We start from the raw sequence: 20,735 nt of genomic DNA, 5'->3' as shown, positions 1-20,735 counted from the left end.
GGAGGAATGCCATGAGTCTGACATCGACCGCCGTTAATCGTGAGAAGATCCCCGCCCTGCGCTGGCTAAGGATCATTCCACCCATCCTGATCACCTGCATCATTTCTTATATGGATCGGGTCAATATTGCCTTTGCCATGCCGGGCGGCATGGACGCCGAACTGGGCATCAGCGCGTCGATGGCCGGACTGGCGGGCGGCATTTTCTTTATTGGTTATCTTTTTTTGCAGGTGCCGGGCGGCAAGCTGGCCGTGTATGGCAATGGCAAACGCTTTATCGGCTGGTCACTGCTGGCCTGGGCGATCATCTCGATGCTGACCGGTATGGCAACCAGCCAGTATCAACTGCTGGCGCTGCGCTTCGCGTTAGGGATCGCCGAAGGCGGTATGCTGCCGGTGGTGCTGACGATGATCGGCAACTGGTTCCCGGATGCCGAACGCGGTCGCGCCAATGCCATTGTGATCATGTTTGTGCCGATCGCCGGGATCATTACCGCCCCGCTCTCTGGCTGGATCATTACCGCCTGGGACTGGCGCATGCTGTTTTACGTGGAAGGCGCATTATCGCTGGTGGTCATGGCCCTGTGGCATTTCACCATCAGCAACCGGCCGCAGGAAGCCACGTGGATTTCTCCGGCTGAAAAGCAGTATCTGATCACCACCCTGCACAACGAGCAGCTGATGATCAAAGGGCAGAACGTGCGTAATGCCTCTCTGCTGCGGGTCATGCGCGAGCCCGTGATGTGGCGGCTGATTCTGGTCAATTTTTTCTATCAGACCGGCATTTACGGTTACACCCTGTGGTTGCCCACCATTCTGAAAGAGCTGACCCACGGCAACGTCGAACAGGTCGGTATGCTGGCCATCCTGCCCTATGTCGGGGCGATCTTCGGCATGTTTCTGTTCTCTGTTCTGTCGGATGCAACCGGCCGGCGCAAGCTGTTTGTCGCACTGCCACTGGCCGGCTTTGCGCTGTGCATGGCGCTGTCGGTATTGCTTAAAGCACACATCTGGTGGTCCTACGCGGCGCTGGTGGGCTGTGGCGTGTTTATTCAGTCTGCGGCGGGCGTGTTCTGGAGTATTCCGCCGCGCCTGTTCAATGCCGAGGTCGCGGGCGGGGCACGCGGCCTGATCAACGCGCTGGGCAACCTGGGCGGCTTCTGCGGGCCTTATATGGTCGGCATGCTGATTGCGTTCTACAGCAAAGATGCCGGGGTTTACAGCCTGGCCATTTCGCTGGCGCTGGCGGCGCTGCTGGCCATGACGCTGCCTGCCCGCTGTGATTCTGCGAAACGGGAGGCAGTATGAAACGCTGGCTGGGACTGGACTGTGGCGGCACCTTTATTAAAGCCGGGCTGTACGATATGCAGGGCCGCGAGCTGGCCGTTGCACGGCAAAACCTGCCGATACTGGTGCCAGAGCCGGGTTATGCTGAACGCGATATGACGCTGCTCTGGCAGCAAGCGGCAGCGGTGATTCGCGAGGTCCTGACCAGTAGCGGTCAGGATGCCGCCGACGTTGCTGGATTAGGCATCTCTGCTCAGGGTAAAGGGCTGTTTCTGCTGGATAAAGATCGCAATCCACTGGGGAATGGCATCTTATCCTCCGATCGTCGCGCCCTGAGCCTGGTCCAACAGTGGCAGCGGGAAGGCCTGCCGCAGCAGCTCTACCCGCTCACGCGACAGACGCTGTGGACCGGCCATCCGGTTTCACTCCTGCGCTGGCTAAAGCAGCATCAGCCGCAGCGCTATGCCGCGATTGGTAGCGTGCTGATGGCCCACGACTATCTGCGTTTCTGTCTGACCGGTGAGCTGGCCTGTGAAGAAACCAATATCTCGGAATCCAATCTGTACGACATGCAGGCCGCCGACTGGTCGCCGGCGTTGGCTGAGATGCTGGATATCAGCGAAATCGTTCCCGCGCTGCCCCCGATTATTGGGTCGACGCAGATTGCCGGTTATGTTACCTCGCAGGCTGCCGCCGCATGCGGTTTGCTGCCCGGTACGCCCGTGGTCGGCGGTCTGTTTGACGTGATGTCCACTGCCCTGTGTGCGGGGCTGAATGACGCAACGCGCCTGAACGCGGTGATGGGCACCTGGTCGGTAACCAGCGGCATTACCGACTGCATCCGCGATGAAACAGACTATCCCTACGTTTATGGCCGCTATGCCATCGAGGGACAGTACCTGATCCATGAAGCCAGCCCGACCTCGGCGGCCAACCTGGAATGGTTCTGTGAACAGTGGGGCATTAGCGATTACGACCAGCTAAACCAGTGGGTCACCGAGCTGGAACCCGCCAGCAACGCGCTGCTGTTTCTGCCTTTTTTGTACGGCACCAACGCCGGGGCCGATCTGCACGGCAGCTTCTTTGGCCTGCAGGCGGGTCACAACCGCGCCCATCTGGTGCAGGCCATCTACGAAGGTGTGGTGTTTTCCCACCTGACGCATCTGAACCGCATTCTGCAACGCTTTCCTCAGGTTACCGCCCTGCGTCTGAGCGGCGGTCCCACACGATCCGCCCCCTGGATGCAGATGTTTGCCGATGCCAGCGGCCTGACGGTAGAAGTGCCGCAGATCAGCGAAAGCGGCTGTCTGGGTGCGGCCCTGGTCGCGCTAGCCGGGACGGGCGCTTACGCCTCGCTGCAACAGGCGCAGCAGGCCTTAGCGCCGGATATCGTGACCTGGCAGCCAGACAGCACAAGACATGCCCGTTATCAGCAGAAGTATCAGCGTTATCAGCATCTGATCCGCGTCCTGAGTGATGCACAAGGAGCCACCTTATGAGCCTGCCCTTACTCCAGCTGGCGCTGGATCATACCGAGCTGGAGGCGGCGCTGAGTACCGCACAACAGCTGCACCCACACGTGGATATCATCGAAGCCGGTACGCTGCTGTGCCTGAGCTGCGGGGTCGAAGCCGTGCGCCGTCTGCGCCAGCAGCACCCGGAGAAAACCCTGGTGGCTGACTATAAAGTGGCGGATGCCGGCGGCACCCTGGCAGACATGGCCTTTACGGCGGGCGCAAGCTGGATGACGGTCATCTGTGCCGCTCCGCTGGCGACCTTTGCCAGCGCGCTGGAGGTGGCACAGCAGCACCAGGGCGATATTCAGATTGAACTGTTTGGCAACTGGACGCTGGATGATGCGCGAAAATGGCGGCAACTGGGGCTAAAACAGGCCATTTATCATCGTGGCCGGGATGCGCAGGCCAGCGGTCAGCAGTGGAATCAGCACGACCTGGATACCATGAAAGCCTTATCCGATTTGGGTTTCGCCCTCTCCATCACCGGCGGGATTACGCCTCAGGATCTTTCACAATTTAAAGAGGTTGACGTTAAGGCGTTTATCGCCGGACGCGCCCTCAGCGATCCCGCCAGCGGCATCCAGCGCGCCGCAGAATTCCATCAGGCCATTGCCAGCATTTGGGGAACCGTATGAAACACCAGCATCCGTTAGGTATTTACGAGAAAGCCCTGCCCGCTAACCTCACCTGGCCTGAACGCCTGGCGCTGGCAAAAGCCTGTGGTTTTGATTTTGTGGAAATGTCGGTGGACGAAACCGATGCGCGGCTGGCGCGTCTGAACTGGAGCAAAGAGCAGCGGCTGTCGCTGGTGAATGCCACGATTGAAACCGGCGTCACCATTCCCTCCATGTGCCTGTCGGGACACCGCCGCTTTCCCTTTGGCAGTCACGATCCGGCGATCCGCCAGCGCGCGGACGATCTGATCGATCGGGCTATCCAGCTGGCAAAGGACGTCGGTATCCGCACGATTCAGCTGGCGGGTTACGACGTGTATTACGAACCCCACGATGAAAGCACCGTGGCGCGCTTTGCCGAAGGGCTGTCACGCGCGGTGCAGCGCGCTGCCGCGGCCCAGGTGATGCTGGCGGTTGAGATCATGGACACCGAGTTTATGAACGCCATCAGCAAGTGGAAAGTCTGGGAGCAGCAGCAGGCTTCACCGTGGTTTTCCGTGTATCCGGATGTGGGCAATCTCAGCGCCTGGGGCAACGATGTGACCGCCGAGTTGACCCTGGGCATTGACCGCATCGCCGCCATTCATTTGAAAGATACTCAACCCGTGACCGCAAGCTCACCAGGACAGTTTCGTGACGTGCCCTTTGGTCAAGGCTGCGTCGACTTTGTCGGCGTGTTCCGCACGCTCAAAGCACTGAATTATCGCGGCTCGTTCCTGATTGAAATGTGGACAGAAAAAGCCGAAGAACCGGTTGCCGAAATCGTCCAGGCCCGGCGCTGGATTGAACAGAAAATGCAGGAAGGAGGTTTAGTATGAGCATAGCCGCAATGAAAGAGCAGGTGCTGGCCGCCAACCTGGCGCTGCCGCGCCATCAACTGGTGACCTTTACCTGGGGCAACGTTAGCGCTGTCGATCGCGCCCAGGGCCTGGTGGCGATCAAGCCGTCCGGCGTGGACTATGACGGTATGACAGTAAACGACATCGTCGTGGTGGAACTGGAGAGCGGACGGGTGGTGGACGGCAGCAAAAAGCCCTCATCAGATACCGCGACGCACCTGGCACTCTACCGGGCCTTTGACGATATTGGTGGCATTGTGCACACCCATTCGCGCCACGCCACCATCTGGGCACAGGCCGGTCAGGATCTGCCCGCCTGGGGCACCACCCATGCTGACTATTTCTACGGCGCGATTCCCTGCACCCGACTGATGACGGAGGCCGAAATCGCCCACGATTACGAACACAATACCGGCGAAGTGATCATCGAAGCCTTCCGCACGCGTGGTATCAGTCCGGTCGCGATCCCCGCCGTGTTGGTTAACGCTCACGGGCCATTCGCCTGGGGGAAAGACGCCGACAACGCGGTACACAACGCGGTGGTGCTGGAAGAGATCGCCTATATGGGCATTTTCTCCCGCCAGCTGACGCCCGGTATCACGCACATGCAGCAGCCCCTGCTGGACAAGCACTTTCTCCGAAAGCATGGGGCGAATGCCTATTACGGTCAGTAATTCACGTTTTTTATCACACTCAGCAGGAGCGGTTGACTATGAACAGGTTGTTTCATCTGACATCCCCTGCCGACCGGCATTATGGTCTGGCGCTGTGGGCGGGGTTTTGCGGCGGCAATGTCGCCAGTTTTGTAAAATGGGGAACCGAAAATCCCTTTCCACCCAGAACGCCTGACAGGGCGATTCCGCCTGCTGAGATGCTGCATGATATGGGGATCAACGTCAGCAGCCTGGTTTATCACTATTCCGATCACGTGGTGAACTGGGGCATTGCCGGTGTACATCACCTGTTCTCCATTTTCTTTGCTCTGCTCTACTGCGCACTCGCGGAGATCGTCCCGGCAGTCACCCTGGGCCAGGGTGTCGCTTTCGCCATCGTCATCACGCTGGCGTTTCACGGCGTAATACTGCCGATGAACGGCTGGGCACCGGCGTTATGGCACCTGCCGCTCGCAGAAATCGCGTCGGAAACCCTGGGGCATATTCTCTGGATGTGGACGATAGAGATATTCAGACGCGCCTTCTGTGAACAGGCCCGGCGACGCCAGCCTCTCTGAGCGCAAGACCGGGGCGCCAGACATAACCTTTAGTTAAGAACCCTCTGAAATCCCTGCGGCGCACATTTTATCCTGTGCGCCAAACTACTGCGATATCAGCCACATCTTCCGCAAAATAACCGAAACACGCGTGAATTATTTTATCCCGTCTGGAAATGAGGGTTGATAATCGTTAAGTCGTTTTTACAATACGGCCTACGCTTAACCCTAATCGGCTCGCTTAGGCGATCGCCGTTATTGAGTAAACCGACAGGCCTGTAACGCTCATGAAAATCGTCTCAATCCAGTATCTGCGCGGTCTCGCTGCGTTACTCGTGGTGCTGGCACACAACTCATCGCTGTTAGAAGGCCACTGGACCCGGCACATTCCCGGCGCGCTGGGCGTGGACGTGTTCTTTATTATCAGCGGCTTCATCATGACCTTTATTACCCACCAGTTTAACGAAGCCCCGACCTCGTTCATGGTGAAACGCTTTTTCCGCATCTGGCCGGTATTCTTCGTGGTCTGGCTGCTCTCGTTCGTGGTGGTTTATCACGATCGTTCACTTCAGGACATGTCCTGCGCACTCTATTTTTGTCTGCAGGATTACAGCAGTCCCGGCCCGACCTTTGGGTTTAGCGCATTGGGGCCGCCCTGGACGCTGTCCTACGAAATCCTGTTTTACGCCGTGTTCACCGTCGCGATGTGCATCAACTACCGCTATCGTAGCTATTTGTGTGCGCTGATTTTTCTCGCCTCCAGCGTGGGTTTTCAGCTGTATTACAACGGCAGTTTTGCTTTTTCATCCCAGGTATCGCCCCATATGGCGGTGACGCACTGGTGGCAGGCGTGGATCAAACTCATCAGCAATACCATCTGCATGGAGTTTATCTTAGGCATGATGCTGGCGGAGTTAATCGTGAAGCAGAAGCTGCCTGAGCTGACGCCTCAGGGGCGCAGAATACTGCAGGTCGGGCTGGTGCTGGCGTTCGCGACGGCGCTGATGATTGGGCCGCAGCCGTTTGGCCTGAACGGGGGTTTCTGGCTGGCCGCGGCGATCATGAGCATCACCGTGATGCTCGGTTATCGTAGCGAAAGGGGTCATAACCGCGCGCTGATTTTCTTTGGTGATATCTCTTATTCGCTCTATCTCATCCATTACCCGCTCATGATATTGCTGATGAACAGCCTGGCCGATAAAGCCTGGACGGATAATTTTATGATCTTTGTGTTGTCCATCAGCATCAGCGTGGCGCTGGCGTCAGTGATGTTTTTCTGGATTGAAAAGCCCGCCATTAAGGCAGGTAAGCACGTCGCCCGCTGGTTATCGACGCCGCTGACGCTGCACAAAAGTTCATAGCCTGCGGCAAACAGTGGCCTTTTAACGGGCCACTGTTTTTTTCGCTATCAGAAGCTCTGCCAGTTGTCTTCCTGCGCACCGGCACCGGCGGCCGCAAGCTGTGGGCGCTTAAGCACGGGCGCAGCCGTCACGGCGACAGGTGGACGCTTATCCATCACAACCTGGGCAGAATGAATAGTAAAGGCAGCCACCAGCTGTTGCAGCGAAGTGGATTGTTCGGTTAACGAACGCGCGGCGGCAGAAGCCTGTTCCACCAGTGCGGCGTTTTGCTGGGTCACGCTGTCCATCTGGTTGACGGCTTCATGCACCTGACCAATGCCCTGCGACTGCTCCTGAGCCGCTACCGCAATTTCATCCACCAGATCGTTGACCTGGCGCACGGCATCGTTCATCCGGTCCATATTCTGTCCGACTTCTTCAGCCTGCGCGGCACCGGTTGCTACGTAGCGCATCGATGACTCGATTAACGCTTTGATCTCACGGGCAGAAGAAGATGAACGCTGTGCCAGATTACGCACCTCACCGGCTACTACCGCAAAACCGCGTCCCTGCTCACCCGCCCGAGCCGCTTCAACCGCCGCATTCAGCGCCAGAATATTCGTCTGGAAGGCCACACCTTCAATCAATGCAATGATGTCGTTGATTTTCGCCGAGCTGCTTCTGATATCGGTCATGGTGCCCAGCATCGTTTTGACTTTACCTGAGCTGTCCTCCGAGATTTCACGCGCGTTTTTGGATAGCTGGCTGGCGAGTCGGGTGTTTTCGGCGGTCTGGCGTACGGTTTCACTCAGTTCAGACATGCTGGCCGCCGTTTCCTCCAGCGACGCCGCCTGCTGTTCCGTGCGGGAAGAGAGATCGTCGTTACCGGCTGAAATCTGGGACGAGGCAGAACTGACCGAGTGGGACGCCTGCTCAACCGATGACAGCGACTGCGCCACATTGTTGACCAGGAGGTTGTAAGCCCTGGCGGTTAAGCCAATCTCGTCACGACGTGCATCGTCTGCGCGCAGCGTCAGATCAAGCCGCTCACTGGCGTGTTCCATGGTAGCGCGAATGGCGTTAAGCTGACGACGGATGCTGAAAATCGTCTTAACCGAAAACGCGCCGAGCAGCAGGATAATCGCTATCGATCCCCCTGACATGCCCCACAGGGTTTTCTGATACGCCTTGCCGTTTTCCTTACTGTACATCTCACCGATAGCCACATTCAGCGCCAGCTGCTTCTGGTATCCCTTCAGCAGATCGCGTATTCCCTGTCCAACCCCGCTGTCGCTCTGAATAGCGCCGAGGGAAACGACATCGTTTTGTGCACGGGAACCGGCTAAAAACGCCGGCAGTCTGGTTTCGATGTTTTTCATCGTGCCAAAGGCTTGTTCAGCTAACGACTTATCTTCAGTACTGGAGATATCGTGTTCCAGGTAATACTGGTTAAGTTTCTTTAAGTCGTTGATCGTCGAGCCAATATCTTTTTCAAACTGTGCCTGCTTACGGGGATCGGTGGCACTCTGGTGGCGGTAGAGCATAACCGTCAGGGCGTTACTGCTGTCCACCAGCTTGTTCAGGTCGATAATCGACGGAATGGTATTTTGCTGAACATAGTCAAAGCGTGACTGAAAGCCGGTCACGACCAGGATAGCGACCACGGCTAAGGCAGCCAGTGAGGCAGCAAGCAACGAGAAGGTCAGAAACAGTCTCTGGGTAATGGTCATAGCTTTATTCACCTGATGTAGAGGAAACATTGTGTGGAGGATGTTTCTACTATCGGCATCTGGCGATGAAATATTACACAATTCATTAGGTAGCTAACTTTATTTTGTCGCAACCTGTTGTGATAAAGGGGAAAAAATGTAAAAGACAGGCCCGGACAGTGCCGGGCACAGAAGCAGGAATCAGAACAGTACGGAGTAGTTCAGACCAAAGGTGCGACCGCGGCCTTTGTACTGGTACTGAGACGGTGAACCGTAGGTAGGGCTGTAGAACAGCGGTGCGCGCTGTCCCCACACCGTGGTGTAGTCGCGGTCCAGCAGGTTCTCGACGCTAAAGCTCAGCTTGCCGACGGGCAACTCATAGCTGCCAATCAAATCAACGGTGGTGTAGCCGTTAATGTTATAGCCCGCATCATCGCTCAGATTAAACGAGGTGGTGCTCTGGACTTTCAGGCTCCAGGGATCTGGCGACCAGCCAACATAGGCGGTTGCTTTCGACGGACTGGCGACTTTCACGTCATATTTTTGCCAGCTGCCATCCACTTTCGACTCGGTCTTCAGCACATTGAAGTTCGCACCGGTGCTCCAGTTGGTATCCGGGATAAAGTAATCCACGGCACCTTCAACACCATAAATCCGACGCTTATCGTCAACGACGCTGATGGTCAGATCCTGATTCTGCTGAACACTCTTGTCTGAGAGCGAATAATAGGCGCTGAGCTGCGTGCGCAGATTGTCACCGGTATAGCGCCAGCCCAGCTCCCACGAATCGACTTTGATGCCCTGCAATTTGCTGGCATCCACGTTGACGCTGTTGATCAGCGGAAGATTGCCGTTAACCGCCCGACCATAGGTGCCGCGTCCGTAATATTTACCCGGGTCCGGCAGTTCAACGCCTTGCGAGAAGTTAAACCAGGCCTGCTGCCGCTCCGTGATATGCATCAGGATACCGGCGTTATACAGGAAATTATCGTAATCGGTTGAGCCACCCGGAATCGTATCGGCTGAACGGGCGGTGCCGTTGGCAATCGCCTGCTGCTGCGCATAACCAACAAAGTCATCCACCTTGTTTTCGGTGTACTGATAGCGCACGCCGCCACTCAGCGTGAAGGTATCATTAATGTCGTAGCTGGACTGCAGGAAGGTCGCCAGGTTGGTAATGTCATAACCCGGATAGCGACCGGTCGTGTAGATGCTCTGATTGTTCAGCCCGCCCGAGGCTGCCGACTGGCCCAAATCAAAGAACATCTGGTTAGCGTTGAAACGCTCGTGATCGGCGTCCACACCGTAGGTCAACGCCAGCCCATCGACGGGCTTACTGGTTATCGCCAGCTTGCCACCATATTGATCGGTGTTCTGTTCTGAGGAGGAGAAACTGGTCACGCGTCCGCCAGAAACGGTTGGGAACGGATAAAACGTCAGTGACTCGTCCCGGTAATAAACCTGCCCCACCAGCTCCTGACCGAGGAAATCGGTATTGGAGTACTGCAGGCTGACAAGGTGGCGCTCGGTGCCGGGAATACGGTCCGAGTCCAGCCCTTTACTGGTGTAGGCGTTGCCGTTACCGGTTACTGCCGAAAAGTTTCTGCCCAGATTCAGACCATAATCATCGTCACCCTGGCTCTTATAGTATTGCGTTACCAGTTGCAGTTGCTGGTGGTCATCAATTTCCAGCGTCCCGGTGCCCATCACATCCAGACGGTCGGAATATTGCAGCCCCGTCTGGGTATTATCCAGCAGAACCGAATCGCCGTTGCCGTCATACCAGCCACCAAACTTCTGATAAGCGACAGACAGCCGTCCTGAGGCGTGGTCATTACCGCCAGAGATAGCGCCCGCCACGCGTTCGTCGTGATCTTTACTGCTGTTAAAGCCGGTTTTGGTGCCGGTTTCAAACTCAAACTGCGTGCCCGGCTGGCCTTTCTTGGTGACGATATTGATCAGGCCGCCGGTGCTGCCACCGCCGTACAGTGAGGTCGATCCTGAGATCACCTCAATGTGATCGATGTTGAAGGGATCGATCGAATCCAGCTGGCGACTGTCTGTGCGCGAAGAATTCAGGCGCACGCCGTCCACCAACACCACAATCGCGCGGCCGCGCATGTTCATGCCGTAGTTGGTTCGGCCCTGGCTACTGACGTCCAGACCCGGCACCAGCTGCGCCAGCGCATCTTTAAACTCTTTGCCGCCCTGGACTTGCTGCTCCAGTTCGGCCCCCTCAATTACCCAGGTGGTTTGGGCCATGTCAGCCACCGTACGGTGCGTACGACTGGCCGAAACGACCATTTCATTTTCGCTGGTTTGCTGTGCAACCGCCGGTGCCATCATGGCTAACAGCAGCGGATTGAGCAGCCAGATATTCTTGTTTTTAGCTTTCATCATCGTTCCTGCGTGCGAGGTTAAGACTTACCCCAAGGACTCGGTATAGTTTTTGGTAGAAGCAGCGCCATGCTGCGGTTTTTCCCGGCTGACGCTGCGCCACTGGATCAGAGCGGGCGGCGTGCTGAGATCGAACAAATCACGCCCCAGTGCGCGATTCAGAATACGGGCGGAGCGCCAGGCCATCAGGCTGAGCTGCGGTTCAGCAATACCGTGAGTCTGCATACTGGCGTTCACCGCAAAGATGTTATTGTCTTTTGGCCCGTTCCACTCAAGCGTGAAGTCCTCACGCACGCTGAACGTGCACTCGTCTTTCATGGTCAGGCGACTCATCAGCGGAGAGAGCAGTTCAGGCAGCGCCGGGCGATAGCCGGTGGCAAAAATCACGACATCACAGTCGATAAGGTCGTAACCCTGATCGAGCTGATGCTGTAACTGAAGCTGCCAGCCCTGATGATGGCTGTTGAGTTCAATCACCGAACGGCTCGGCAGCAAATAGGCATTGCGCGGCAGTCGCTGCACTTCAAAGCGGTGATACAGCTCGCGATAAATCGTCAGCAGAGACTCAGCCGTAATGCCATCCGAGGTCATCTTTTGTTCAGCCAGCATTTTCTGCCGGGCAGGCTCGTTCAGGCCGACAAAGCTGGAAACGTACTCTGGGGTGAAGTATTCGTTGGCGAAAGCGGCTTCATCCAGGGCATTGAAATTGTTGCGGCGCGATACCCAACTGACCTCAGCCGGTTCGCCCCACTCGCCCCGGAAGGCGTTGAGGAACAGATCGGCACCGCTCTGACCGCCGCCGATTACCGCCACACGCTTGCCGCGCAGGTCGGGCTTGCGCAGGCTCATTTCGCTGGCATGGAAGCAGGTGGCGCTGATGCGGTTCACGCAGGGCGGCAGGTAGGGCTGCTTGCCAATGCCCAGGCAGATGTTGCGGGCATAGCTTTCGCCGCCGTTGCTGTGAATCACAAAACGTTTATTCGCGTCGTCAAAATCGATGCGTTCTACCGTCTGATTAAAGCGCAGATTATCCATGCCTTCGGCGGCCCAGCGCAGATAGTCGGAAAACTCATCCCTTGAAATGGTGCGCAATTCGGTGGTCATAAAGCGGTAAAACTTTTTACGCTTGACCAGGTAGTTCACAAAGCTGAATGGGCTGGTGGGCGCGACCGCCGACACCAGATCTTTTAAGAACGAGGTCTGCATATGGCAGTCCGGGACCAGCATGCCGGGGTGCCAGGCAAAATCGGGGCGACTGTCTAAAAACTGGCTGGTGAACCCTTGTGCCTCGTGAGCCAGCGCCGCGATACTCAGGTTGAACGGGCCAATGCCAACGCCAATAAAATCAACAGTGTTTGTCATGATTCAGTCCTTGGTGACCAGCCACAGCGGGTTTTGCAGATTTTCCAGGTAATTGGGCAACATACGGCTTCCGCCGTCCTGATCGGGCCAGGTGAGTTTTACCGGATTCAGCACTACACGAATGATTTGTGGCTTGAAGAGTGAGAAAAGCGCAAAACGCGCCGACAGTTGCGGATGGTCCTGCATATAGTCGCTCAACACTGCGGCAAGCAGTTGGTAAAAGCGTCGTTCTGGTACGCCAAGGCGCGCCATTAACGGCGAAATAAACCGCAGGACCGTGACAAAATGGCCGGTCTGCAAGTCATGAATCAAATAGTCAGCGCTCAGGCGTGCTGTCACATCGCGGACGTCCTGAGGCAGAGAATCCATCTCTGGAAAATCGTCCTTCACCAGCCGCATATCGCCCTGAAAATCTTTCAGTAATACGCGCTGGGGCACACCGTCCTTCATCGCCAGCGTAATATTTTGCCCGTGCGCGATCAGTGCTACGCCATAACGGCACAACAGGTGATAGAGCGGCACCACAGAGACGCGAAACATCTGACGTAACCAGGCTTCCGCGCTCAGGCCAGAGCGGGCGATGTAAGCCCCGATAAGCGGCTGATGGTTCTCATCGCACTCCATCAGCGTTGCCATCAGAATTGGCGTTTCGTCCGGGTGCAGCCAGCGTGAGGGGTTTTCGCGCCAGATCACGCCCAGCATTTCCTGGTAGCGATACGGTGCTTCGGCCAACGCGCCGTAAGCCTGATGGGAAACATAACCGGCGGCAGGTTCACCCAGGATCACCGCCCCGCTTTGCTGCAGCGTCGTGTCCGTGGCAAAGACGTTTTGTAGCCAGCGGGATGCCAGCGGGCCTGCGGCGATGTATTTGCCCGGAATACCGCGATAGCAGGAGGTGTTGTAAATGGTGAGCGGCAGTTTAATATCCAGCCCGCCCTGACGACTGGCGTTGGTCAGCGTGCGCAGTGACTGCTGCGCCAGCCAGCGATCGCCAAATTCTCCCAGCGAGACCATCTTGCCTGTCGCCAGATCCGCCACAAAATCGAGGGCAATTTTTTGCTGCCACTGCCAGGGATGAACCGGTAACGGCAGCCAGCTGTCGTCCAGCCCCTGGTCCTGCCAGGCCTGAGTGAAACGCGCATATTCACCGCTGTCCATCGCGGCATGTAGCAACTGCTGGAGCTCCAGCGCGCTGTCGCAGCGCCAGACCATATGATCACGCTTCACCGCCAGCCAGTGCAGGCGGAAAGTATTCAGGTATTCGGGTGCATAGCGCTCCAGCGCCTCTTGTCCCCATCCCCGACGGCCTTTATTGAAGGCAAACTTAGGATGACCGCTTAGCAGGCACTGCAGGCGGTCGGCATCCATATCAATGAGCGCGTTCGCATCCAGGCCCTGACGTGCCTGCATAAGCTGAAGATCGCCGCGCAACGTGGCATAGAGATCCTGCATATGTTCCGCCACCGTTGCATCGCTCATCGACAGCACCGGCTTCAGCTGATACAGCAGCGTCTGAGCCAGTATCGGCTCCTCCGCACAGCGCAGGCTCTGCGCATCGATCCATAACCAGCCCCAGATGCCCCGTTCGGCGGTGAAGTGCCACTCGGCTCCCGGCAGGCTGATGCAGTAACGGTTCTCGCCCTGAGGCTGCGCCTGAAAGACCTGCTCGTACTCCAGCTCAGCCAGCATTTTCGCGACCAGTTGACGGTTAACGGCGTCCCATGCGTGCTGATTCATCACAGGCCCACCTCGCCGAAGAAACGCGCGCGCTGGGTCATGACCAGCCGGGAGCGCTTGTGCGGAAAATCAAACTCTTTCACGGTGCTGTAGCCCGCCGGTGCCAGATGGCGGAACAGGCGCTGATTATCGGCCCGGGGTTCCAGCACCAGGCGCTGGGTTTGTGGGTTGTCCAGCAGCAGATAGTGACTGATGCCGCGCAGCCAACTCTGCACAAAGTGCGGCCCGCGCCACTGCGGCTCACCCACCAGCAGATGCAAACCGCGATCGTACGGCTGCCAGCTGTAGTGCCGTCCGATGCGGTCTTCTGCCGCCCAGTAGATTTCAAAGTAGCTAAAAGGCTCATCATCAAAGCAGCCAATCAGCGGAAAGGCATAACTGCTGGTCAGTTGGCGTTCAAGGTAGGCGGTCTGCACCGCCAGCGATCCGCTCAGCTCCCAGAAGTAATCTACGCGCGGATCGTTCATCCAGCGGGTGAACGCCTCTGCGTCCCGGGCAGGATCGGCTACGCGAAAACTCAGCGTACGGCGCACGCGCGGATCGTAACGGCGATAAACTTCGCCGTTGGGGCGCGGCGGGCGCTGGGGAAAATAGATCTCACGCTCGGCATCAAACGTCATCTCGCCGGAGGCCTGCTGACGCGGGGCAGACAGCCACAGCGGCAGTTGCCAGAACATATCGCGATGCACGATATCGCTCTTTAGTGCGTCAAACAGCGCCAGCGCCTGTGGCTCTTCGCGCCATTCTGCGTAGGGCAGCACCACGGCGGAAAGCTGCGGGGCCGCGATAAACATCTGGTCCAGCGCGTCACGCAGCCAGCCTTCGGCAAGCGGACCGGAAAAATGCAGCACCGCACTGTTGTCCTGTCCCCAGCCGAGATTCAGCGTGTTGCCTGACTTTTCGCAGCGCAGGCCGTGGCCACTATGAACAATCTTTGCCTGAGACATTTAGCGCTCCTGAGACAGCAGTGGGTTGATGAAGTCAAAGTAGATCACCGAGGGATCGACGATGGTGTTTTCATTGTGATCGTGCAGGTAGCAGAAGAAATTGCCTTTGACGTTCCAGTGCGGGCTTGTCAGCACGTAGTCAAGGCAGTCCGTGTGCGTCACCTCGTTTCGTAGCGCGCTTAACGCGTCACGTACCCGTGCCATCAGATGGGCTTCGCTGTCCATGCCTGCCGCACCCAGTGCTGCCGTCACGGCAAAGGTGGAATTCACTAACAGGTAGTAGGGGAAATAGCGCAGCAGCTGTTCGCGGCTAAAGACGTTTTCCGCCTGGGCTTCGCCAATCACGTCCAGCCAGCCTGCGGCATGTGGCATAAAGGCGCTGCCCTGGCAGTCGCGATAGATCAGGCCAACCGGCAGATCCTGCGCCATCTCCACCAGGATATTTTGCTGATGGGCTAACAGCACCAGACCGTAATCAGCTTCCGCAGTGAACAGCGGTTTCAGCACCTGCTGACAGTAGGCGTCGACCCAGGCATGGGCGGCCTGTTTTTCGCTGATGTTCAGACGCTGGCTCAGGCGTTTCACCGCCGCAGACAGCAGTGAGTCGCCGCCGTCCGGCGCGGACTGCGTCAGGGAAACCAGCACGTTGGTCTGGCTCTGCGGCCTGTCGACAATCAGGTTTTCACGCAGCGCGAACAGGCTCTCTTCCATGATCCTGCCCTGCGCATCGCGCAGTCCGGCCCAGCCATCTTCCTGCATGACACGAAACGTCGGGAAACGCGCCTGCATGTCCTGCCAGCGTTCGGTCTGCGCCAGGCGCGCCAGGCGCATGCCGCGTTTGACCTCTTTCACCGACAGGGTGCGGACGGAGTTAGTCAGCCGCACGCTCAGGGAAAACTTGATCATGTCCCGGCTGGTCGCACAGTACAGCGAACGCGATGACGTGGTGGGCAGCCAGGGCGCACCGGCTTCCCCCAGGTCAGTCACCAGGCCTTTCTCCACCAGTTGCTGACACCAGGTCTGCTGGAGCAGATAGTCCGCCTGCCAGGGATGGAGCGGGAACAGCCACTGCCGATCGGTCAGCGCATGCAGTAACTGCGGCGCGTTTTCAGCCGCGAAGCGCGTCAGGCGCTGCTGTAAAGTCAGCTGCAGACTGTCGCCCGCCAGGTGGTCTTTATCCACCGCGAACCAGCGTAACGGGAAATGTGGCGCAAAATCAGGCAGATAGCGTTCGGCCTGCGGTTGCGTAAAGGGTTCGTGTGATTTCGGTGCCGGATGGAAGGCGTGCCCGACCAGCAGTGCCTGCTCGGCCTCGGCAAAGTTCAGGGCTTGCTCACGGAGGCCGTTCCAGTCATGACGGGCAGCGATTGCCTCACCGGTATGGGCGTGACTTTCCATAACACGCTGGTAAAACGCCTCACAGCCAGCGGCGGGCAGCTGCTGCTGGTTTTGCAGCTTATCGACAATCAGTCTGGCAACGGTCGCGAACGCCACTGGCTGGCTGTCGCGATGCGTGACCAGTCGGGCCGGGAAAGCAAAACGGTGGTGCTGGGTGGGAGAAAAGTAAGCCACCTTAAAGTGTAGGGCCTTCTCATCGTCCAACGGAATCACTAATTCTGCGGGTTCACCCTGGCTGAGTTGCCAGTCCTTGGTTTCACGGATCAGAGAATTCAGGAAGCACTGTGCTGCCACATCCCAGGCTCCCTCGTGTGTTGATTGAATCATTATCAAACAATTTCCAGGCGTTATGATAATGCGAATTCTGCCGATAACAGTTCTCATTATCAACGACAATTGTTAGAATTGGCGGAATAAATTTTACAAATACATACAACAAAGATACGGGTTAGCAACATCGTGACATCTCTTGAACTGACCGCGACGCCGCAAAAAGCCTTATCTAACTGGCCCTTAGCGATAAGCGCCGGATTGCTGGGCATTGGCCAGAATGGTTTGCTGGTGGCTATCCCGATGCTGGTTGCGCAGACCAGTCTGAGCTTGTCGGTCTGGGCAGGACTGTTAACGCTTGGCTCAATGCTGTTTTTGCCCTCTTCGCCATGGTGGGGAAAACAGATCGCGCGCGTGGGAAGTAAACCGGTCGTGCTGTGGTCGCTGGCCGGTTATGGCGCCAGTTTTTTGCTGCTGGGCATCGGCTGTACGCTTCTTTCCACGCAGTCCATTAGCCCCTCGATTGGATTAGGCATACTAATTATTGCCCGGGTTATTTATGGCCTGATGGTGTCGGCAATGGTGCCGGCATGCCAGGTATGGGCGCTGCACCGGGCCGGTGAAGGTAAGCGCATGACGGCACTGGCCACCATCAGTTCCGGCCTGAGCTGTGGCAGGCTGTTTGGCCCGCTGTGTGCCGCCGGAATGTTAGTGATTCATCCCCTTGCCCCCTTGGTACTGTTAGTGGTTGCGCCGTTGCTGGCGCTGATGATGTTACTGCCTTTGCGCGGTAACGCGCCGCAACCGGCCGTGGCGCGTAACAATGCCCGGCTGCGCATCGAGTGTCTGCCCTATCTGCTGTGCGCCCTACTGCTGGCGGCAACGGTGAGCCTGATGCAGTTGGGCCTGTCCCCGGCGCTGGCAAGACAGTTTGTTGGTGATACCGCCGCGATTAGCCATCAGGTAGCCTGGCTTCTGAGCGTGGCGGCGATCGCCTCACTCGGCGCGCAGTTCACGGTGTTGCGCCCTCAGTTACTGACGCCGCTTGCGCTGTTGCTGAGCGCAGGGCTGTTGATGTCTCTGGGGCTGGGGATGATGCTGAGCCCGCCGCTCTGGCTGTTTTATACCGGCTGTGCCTTGCTTTCGTTTGGTGCTGCACTGGGCACGCCAGCCTATCAGCTGCTGTTAAATGACAAGCTGGCAGACGGCGCGGGGGCAGGCTGGATAGCCACCAGCCATACCTTAGGCTACGGATTATGCGCGCTGCTGGTGCCACTGGTGTCGCAGTCGCATGGCGAGACGGCGCTGATCGGTGCCGCCTTCGCTGCTGCCCTGCTGTTTATGGCGATGTCAGCGTTGATCTGGCGCGCACGCCGCCGCTCCACCTTATCGGCTTATTAACTAAAAGGAACGACGATGGCTGAAGTCCATAGCTACCGCCTGTTTGACGTAAAACTGGCACGCAAGCGTCATCTTTCTCCCTCTATGCTGAGCCTGGTGTTTAACGGCCCCGACATCGCACAGATGAAATCTGATGCGCCTGACCAGCGAATTAAAATTTTGCTGCCTGCCGAAGATGGCAGCATGCCCACGCTCTCTGACAACGGTGAGTGGTATCAGACCATTCTGTCGCTGCCAAAAGAGCAGCGTCCCCTGTTGCGCACCTATACGCTGCGCCATCTCGATCCTGACCAGCAGGAACTCACCATCGAGTTTGTCAGCCACGGTACGGAAGGCCCGGCATCAGCCTGGGCGATCAACGCCCAGCCGGGTGACAGCCTGGTGATCGTTGCGCCTAATGCGGCCTATGCATCTGACAGCGGCGGATATGAATGGACGCCACCGGACGCGCTGCGCAACGCGTTACTGATTGCCGATGAAACCGCGTTACCCGCGGCGAAAGGCATCCTGGAAAAACTGTCCCGGCAGCAAAATCCGCCGCGAGTGCAGGCGTTTTTTGAAGTCCCGGATGCGGAGGATTGCGTCGGTTTACAGGCTTATGCATTTGCCGACATCACCTGGTTGCCGCGCAAACCCGCTTTTGCCTCACACGGCGAATGCCTGGTCGAGGCGATAAAATCCCGGGTTAAGGTGCCTGATGGCGGTCATCAGCAGGACGTACAGGAAGAGGCAGAAGGCGAATTACTGTGGGATCGCGCTCAGGCCCGCAACAGCGAGTTTTACGGCTGGGTCGCCGCCGAGTCGACCGTGGTGAAGTTATTACGCCGTCACCTGATTGGTGAACGCGGCGTCGATCGTGAAGCGATCAACTTTATGGCTTACTGGGCCAAAAAACGGGCCCAGTAAACGCCCTGTCGAGAGTGGCGCGTTAGGGGATTTCTGGACGCTGTTTATGCGCAGCGGTGGTGTTCAGGCTGGCCCACAAACCCAGCCATTTCGAACGCTGTCACAGTTTGCTGTGTCGCCGTCAGACCGGCACGGGCCATAATCTGGCCACGCTCGTTAACGCAGACCCCTTTAGCTGGCCGGTCAGGTCAGGGTGGCCTTTTTCAGCAGATCGAGCAGAGTGACGATTTGTGGGTCCAGCCTCAGGATGTCTTTCTTAATCAGTAAATGCAGCGTGGTGGCGCGACGGACGCCATGCTGTAAGGGCAATATTTTTAGTGTTCCCTGCGCCAGTTCCTGCTCGATGCGCTCATGCGGAATCCAGCCATAGCCCACCTGATGCATCACCGCCTCTACCGCCGCCTCGATGGTCGAAAACGACCAGTAGTCGCCATTACTGCTCTCATCCTGCACGGTGAAATGTTCCCGGTCGGCGATACGAATCAACGGATACAGCGCCAGCTGTTCTTCGTCCAGCGTCACCCCGCGATGGTGCAACGGATGGTCACGGTGAGCCACGGCAACAAAATCCACGTTCATTAACCACTCACCCCGCCCGGCCATATCCTGGCGCTGGGTCACCACCATCACGTCGGCCTCGGCGTAGTCGGTGTCGGTTTCCAGCACTTCGGTAAGGTTGATCTGGGTGTGAGGATGGCATTGCTGAAACGCCTTAAGGACGGAAAACAGGCGACGACGCGGAAAGATGCTGTCGACCACCAGTTCCAGCTTTGTCCTGACGCCGCTGCGTATTGAGCCTGCAAACGCCTCCAGCGAATGGAAGGCTTTAAGTAACGGCCGCACCTGCGCCAGTAGCAATTCCCCTGCGGGCGTCAGCACGGCCTTGCGTCCTTCGGTATGCAACAACGTAATGCCAATGCGCTGCTGCAACATGGCAAGGTTATAGCTCACGGAGGACTGGCTGCGATTGGTGAGCGTAGCGGCCCTGGCAAAGCTGCCCTCGCGCACCACCTTGTCCAGCAAACTCCACTGCTCCAGCGTCGTCTTGTGCATAACCCATCCAATTTTTGAATCAATTTCATCGTAAATTAGCGTTTTTAATTCATAAAGTGAATGGTTAAGCTGGGTTCAACCAAAGAGGAGAACAAATTATGAGCAGCTTTGACAAACACAATCTTGACGGCTTTATCGGTAAACATCTGGTTTATACCTATGACAACGGCTGGAACTACGAGCTGTATATTAAAAATGAAGACACCATCGATTACCGCATTCACAGCGGCATGGTGGGCAACCGCTGGGTCAAAAATCAGCATGTTTACGTTGTCAGAGTCGGTGAAGATATCTATAAAGTCTCCTGGACTGAGCCGACCGGCACCAGCGTCAGCCTGATTGCTAACCTGGGCGATAAACTGTTCCACGGCACCATCTTCTTCCCGCGCTGGGTCATCAACAATCCTGAGCGTACCGTGTGTTTCCAGAACGACCATCTGGAAGAAATGGCGAAGTACCGCGATGCCGGCCCAACCTATCCAATAGAAGTGATTGATGAGTTTGCCACCATCACCTTTGTGCGTGACGCCGGAAAAAATAATGAAGACGTGATTGCCTGTGCCGCAAGTGAATTACCCGCAAATTTCCCTGAAAATCTGAAAAATTAATCTGAACAAAGGGGCAATGCCCCTTTTCCTGTTGGAAAGACGCATACAGCAATCCCCCGGTTATTACCGCGATAATACAAC

General features: G+C 57.1%; 17 protein-coding genes. 10 read left to right on the top strand and 7 right to left on the bottom strand.

Features of this window, described 5'->3' with window-relative positions:
* Positions 1-11 precede the first annotated feature (11 nt).
* From FBY13_RS12040 to FBY13_RS12010, 7 genes are all read left to right on the top strand, one after another.
* A complete protein-coding gene (locus FBY13_RS12040; RefSeq protein ID WP_063878081.1) occupies positions 12-1,307 on the top strand; it encodes an MFS transporter in 1,296 nt (431 codons plus the stop codon).
* Entirely contained in the window at positions 1,304-2,785 is a 1,482-nt protein-coding gene (locus FBY13_RS12035; RefSeq protein WP_145394250.1) for an FGGY-family carbohydrate kinase, read from the top strand. The genes FBY13_RS12040 and FBY13_RS12035 overlap by 4 nt, the downstream gene beginning before the upstream one ends.
* Positions 2,782-3,438, top strand: coding sequence for a 3-keto-L-gulonate-6-phosphate decarboxylase UlaD (gene ulaD, locus FBY13_RS12030; protein WP_109716725.1), 657 nt, complete (start codon positions 2,782-2,784; stop codon positions 3,436-3,438). The genes FBY13_RS12035 and ulaD overlap by 4 nt, the downstream gene beginning before the upstream one ends.
* The gene (locus FBY13_RS12025; RefSeq protein WP_063878078.1) at positions 3,435-4,295 is read left to right on the top strand and encodes an L-ribulose-5-phosphate 3-epimerase; all 861 of its coding nucleotides are present in this window, start codon (positions 3,435-3,437) and stop codon (positions 4,293-4,295) included. Before ulaD ends, FBY13_RS12025 begins: the two co-directional genes overlap by 4 nt.
* Positions 4,292-4,990 carry an L-ribulose-5-phosphate 4-epimerase gene (gene araD, locus FBY13_RS12020; RefSeq protein ID WP_145394249.1) on the top strand — a complete coding sequence of 233 codons (699 nt, stop codon included), beginning with the start codon at positions 4,292-4,294 and terminating at the stop codon, positions 4,988-4,990. The genes FBY13_RS12025 and araD overlap by 4 nt, the downstream gene beginning before the upstream one ends.
* Before the next feature lie 38 nt (positions 4,991-5,028).
* The gene (locus FBY13_RS12015; protein ID WP_063878076.1) at positions 5,029-5,547 is read left to right on the top strand and encodes a DUF1440 domain-containing protein; all 519 of its coding nucleotides are present in this window, start codon (positions 5,029-5,031) and stop codon (positions 5,545-5,547) included.
* A gap of 266 nt (positions 5,548-5,813) precedes the next feature.
* Positions 5,814-6,887, top strand: a complete 1,074-nt coding sequence (locus tag FBY13_RS12010) for an acyltransferase (protein ID WP_145394248.1) — start codon at positions 5,814-5,816, stop codon at positions 6,885-6,887.
* 47 nt (positions 6,888-6,934) lie between these two features.
* Here the strand turns inward: FBY13_RS12010 and FBY13_RS12005 are convergent, their stop codons facing one another.
* The 6 genes from FBY13_RS12005 to iucA form a co-directional block, all read right to left on the bottom strand.
* On the bottom strand, positions 6,935-8,596 hold the full coding sequence (locus FBY13_RS12005) for a methyl-accepting chemotaxis protein (protein ID WP_145394247.1): 1,662 nt from the start codon (positions 8,594-8,596) through the stop codon (positions 6,935-6,937).
* A gap of 180 nt (positions 8,597-8,776) precedes the next feature.
* Positions 8,777-10,972, bottom strand: a complete 2,196-nt coding sequence (iutA, locus tag FBY13_RS12000; RefSeq protein WP_145394312.1) for a ferric aerobactin receptor IutA — start codon at positions 10,970-10,972, stop codon at positions 8,777-8,779.
* A 27-nt stretch (positions 10,973-10,999) separates the two neighbouring features.
* Positions 11,000-12,334 (bottom strand): NADPH-dependent L-lysine N(6)-monooxygenase, encoded by a 1,335-nt coding sequence (gene iucD / locus FBY13_RS11995; protein WP_145394246.1) that lies wholly within the window; start codon positions 12,332-12,334, stop codon positions 11,000-11,002.
* A 3-nt stretch (positions 12,335-12,337) separates the two neighbouring features.
* Positions 12,338-14,071, bottom strand: coding sequence for an aerobactin synthase IucC (iucC, locus tag FBY13_RS11990; RefSeq protein WP_145394245.1), 1,734 nt, complete (start codon positions 14,069-14,071; stop codon positions 12,338-12,340).
* Positions 14,071-15,018, bottom strand: a complete 948-nt coding sequence (gene iucB / locus FBY13_RS11985) for a GNAT family N-acetyltransferase (protein WP_145394244.1) — start codon at positions 15,016-15,018, stop codon at positions 14,071-14,073. Before iucB ends, iucC begins: the two co-directional genes overlap by 1 nt.
* Entirely contained in the window at positions 15,019-16,743 is a 1,725-nt protein-coding gene (iucA, locus tag FBY13_RS11980; RefSeq protein ID WP_145394243.1) for an aerobactin synthase IucA, read from the bottom strand.
* 132 nt (positions 16,744-16,875) lie between these two features.
* On the opposite strand from iucA, the gene FBY13_RS11970 reads away from it, so the two are divergent.
* Positions 16,876-18,087 carry an MFS transporter gene (locus FBY13_RS11970; protein WP_145394241.1) on the top strand — a complete coding sequence of 404 codons (1,212 nt, stop codon included), beginning with the start codon at positions 16,876-16,878 and terminating at the stop codon, positions 18,085-18,087.
* A gap of 15 nt (positions 18,088-18,102) precedes the next feature.
* Positions 18,103-18,993, top strand: a complete 891-nt coding sequence (locus FBY13_RS11965; protein WP_145394240.1) for a siderophore-interacting protein — start codon at positions 18,103-18,105, stop codon at positions 18,991-18,993.
* A gap of 183 nt (positions 18,994-19,176) precedes the next feature.
* Here the strand turns inward: FBY13_RS11965 and FBY13_RS11955 are convergent, their stop codons facing one another.
* Complete coding sequence (locus tag FBY13_RS11955) at positions 19,177-20,046, bottom strand: LysR family transcriptional regulator (protein ID WP_109716732.1); 870 nt, start codon at positions 20,044-20,046, stop codon at positions 19,177-19,179.
* Positions 20,047-20,144: 98 nt separating this feature from the next.
* Here FBY13_RS11955 and FBY13_RS11950 point away from each other — a divergent pair, with 98 nt between their 5' ends.
* On the top strand, positions 20,145-20,654 hold the full coding sequence (locus FBY13_RS11950) for a phenolic acid decarboxylase (protein ID WP_063878065.1): 510 nt from the start codon (positions 20,145-20,147) through the stop codon (positions 20,652-20,654).
* The last annotated feature ends 81 nt before the right edge of the window (positions 20,655-20,735 follow it).

Origin of the sequence: Pantoea sp. SJZ147, from assembly GCF_007828605.1 — a bacterium.
GTDB lineage: Bacteria > Pseudomonadota > Gammaproteobacteria > Enterobacterales > Enterobacteriaceae > Pantoea > Pantoea allii.
Note: the sequence above shows the minus strand (reverse complement) of the source record. Positions and strands in the feature narration are given on the sequence as shown.